Below are 2,952 nucleotides of genomic sequence, written 5' to 3'. Positions count from 1 at the left end.
GTCCACATGGTCGCGACATGGGTTTTTGATTGCGGATTGGGACCGCCCCGGGAAGCTTGCGCGACTGTCGGCTTCGTTTAGGAAATTCCCGAACCTCGGACTGGAGCGGGCATGATTCGTCTCATCGGCTATTTCTTCGGCATCGGCACGACGCTGGCGCTGCTGGTGGCGGGCGGCCTTGCCATCTATATCAGCCATCTGACGAAGGACCTGCCCGACTACGAGGTTTTGGCCAAATACGAACCGCCGGTGACGACGCGCATTCACGCCTCCGACGGTTCGCTGATGGCCGAGTATGCGCGCGAACGGCGTCTCTATCTGCCGATCCAGGCCATCCCGGACCGCGTCAAGGCCGCCTTCATGTCGGCCGAGGACAAGAATTTCTACAACCATCCCGGCATCGACATCACCGGCCTCGGCCGCGCGATTGTCGTCAACTTGCAGAACTTCGGCTCGGGCCGGCGCCAGGTCGGCGCCTCGACGATCACCCAGCAGGTGGCGAAGAACTTCCTGCTCACCTCCGACCAGACCTATGAGCGCAAGATCAAGGAAATGATCCTGGCCTTCCGCATCGAGCAGGCTTATTCGAAGGACCGCATCCTCGAGCTCTATCTGAATGAAATCTTTTTCGGCTTTGGCGCCTACGGCGTTGCAGGCGCCGCGCTGACCTATTTCGACAAGTCGGTCAACGAGCTCACCGTTGCCGAGGCCGCCTATCTGGCCTCGCTGCCGAAAGGCCCGAACAACTACCATCCCTTCAAGCATGCAGACCGCGCGCTGGAGCGCCGCAACTGGGTCATCGACCAGATGGTCGCGAATGGTTATGTCACCCATGACGAAGGCGAAAAGGCGAAGGCCGAACCGCTCGGCGTGACGCCGCGCCGCAACGGCTCCTATCTGTTTGCCGGCGAGTACTTCACCGAGGAAGTCCGCCGCCAGATCATCGCGCGCTATGGCGAGAACGCGCTCTACGAGGGCGGCCTGTCGGTGCGCACCACGCTCGATCCGAAGATCCAGCTCATTGCGCGCAAGGCGATGCAGAACGGCCTGCTCAAATACGACATGCTGCGCGGTTATCGCGGACCGGTGAAGCATATAGACATCTCTGGCGACTGGGGCGTCCCGCTCGGCAATGTCAAGGGCCTTGAAGACGTGCCGGAATGGACGCTTGCCGTGGTGCTCGACAGTTCGGCGAGTGGTCTCACCATCGGCCTTCAGCCGGCGCGACAGGTTTCCGGCGACCTCGTCAAGGAACGTGTCCAGGGGACCGTCAGCAAGGAAGACATGGGCTTCGCCATGCGCCACTTCGTCAACGGCAAGTCCGTCAGGGCGAAGTCCCCGGCGGAGGTGCTGGAGCCCGGCGACGTGATCTTCGTGCAGAAGAACGAAGGCTCCGACAACACCTACATGCTGCGCCAGGTACCGGAGGTCGAGGGCGGCCTCGTCGCCATGGATCCGCATACCGGCCGCGTGCTCGCCATGGTCGGCGGCTTCTCCTATGCGCAATCCGAGTTCAACCGCGCGACCCAGGCGATGCGCCAGCCCGGCTCCTCGTTCAAGCCGATCGTCTATTCGGCGGCGCTCGACAATGGCTACACGCCGGCATCCGTCATCATGGACGGTCCGATCACCATCCAGAGCGGCAACACCACCTGGACGCCGAAGAACTATGACGGCACGGTCGCTGGCCCGGCCACCTTGCGCTCCGGCATCGAGAAGTCGCGCAACCTGATGACGGTGCGGCTTGCCAACGACATGGGCATGAAACTGGTCGTGGAATATGCCGAGCGCTTCGGCGTCTACGATCATCTGGCGCCCTACCTGCCGATGGCGCTGGGCTCCGGCGAGACGACCGTCATGCGCATGGTTTCGGCCTATTCGATCATGGCCAACGGCGGCAAATCGATCAAACCCTCGCTTATCGACCGCATCCAGGACCGCTACGGCAAGACGGTGTTCAAGCAGGATGAGCGCGGGTGCGAAGGCTGCAACGCCACCGAATGGAAGAACCAGCCCGAGCCGGAACTGGTCGACAATTCCGAGCAGGTGCTCGACCCGATGACCGCCTACCAGATCACCTCGATGATGGAAGGCGTGGTGCAGCGCGGCACCGGCGCCACCATCGGCGAGCTCGGCCGGCACATCGCCGGCAAGACCGGCACGACCAATGACGAGAAGGACGCCTGGTTCATCGGCTATACGCCCAACCTCGTCGTCGGCCTCTATATGGGCTACGACACGCCGCGCGGCCTCGGCCATGGCGCCACGGGCGGCGGTCTCGCGGCGCCGATCTTCAAGGACTTCATGCGCGTGGCGCTCGACGGCAAGCCGAACACCGACTTCCAGGTCCCCGACGGCATGAAGCTGATCGCCATCAACCGCAAGACCGGCATGCGCGCCGCCGAAGGCGACCCCAACACCATCGTCGAGGCGTTCAAGCCCGGCACCGGCCCCGCCGACAGCTATTGGGTGATCGGCATGGGCGCCGATGGCTCGAACGGCTCGGGCGGGGCGTTGTCGCCCCAGGCCAACCAGGCTATCCAGGACGGCGGCGGCGGCCTCTACTGACCTCCTGCATTCTATAGCGGGCCGGCGAGAAACCGCCGGCCCATTTCGCTTTACAGGCCGCGGCGGCGTGCCTATGTATCGCGCCTATTCCGAAAAGACCGAAAAGAACAGGACCGAACGAAAAGCCATGCGCGCGGAAACGCTCAACATTGTCGACGAGATCAGGCAGGCGATAACCCTGCTGAGGAGGCATCTTTGACTGGGATCAGGCTGTAAAGCGGCTTGAGTACCTGAATTCGCGCGCCGAGGATTCCAGCCTCTGGAATGATCCGATCGAAGCGCAGAAGCTGATGCGGGAGCGCCAGGAGCTCGAGGACGGCATCGCCGCCGTCAAGGGACTGACCCAGGCGCTGGAAGACAATATCGGGCTGATCGAGCTCGGCG

Annotated in this window: 1 protein-coding gene and 1 pseudogene; both read left to right on the top strand. The window is 63.1% G+C overall.

Annotation, left to right across the window (positions count from 1 at the left end; translation table 11 throughout):
• Nucleotides 1–111 precede the first annotated feature (111 nt).
• Nucleotides 112–2,568 carry a penicillin-binding protein 1A gene (locus EOD07_RS28940; protein ID WP_040983106.1) on the top strand — a complete coding sequence of 819 codons (2,457 nt, stop codon included), beginning with the start codon at nt 112–114 and terminating at the stop codon, nt 2,566–2,568.
• Between the two features lie 127 nt (nt 2,569–2,695).
• Nucleotides 2,696–2,952, top strand: a pseudogene (prfB, locus tag EOD07_RS28935) (peptide chain release factor 2); the annotation flags it as partial.

This window comes from Mesorhizobium sp. M2C.T.Ca.TU.002.02.1.1 (genome assembly GCF_003997225.1).
This window is presented reverse-complemented; position numbering and strand designations above follow the sequence as displayed.

Coding starts and splice junctions, on each gene's coding strand:
- EOD07_RS28940 (WP_040983106.1), top strand. CDS start 112: ATGATTCGTCTCATCGGCTATTTCTTCGGCATCGGCACGACGCTGGCG.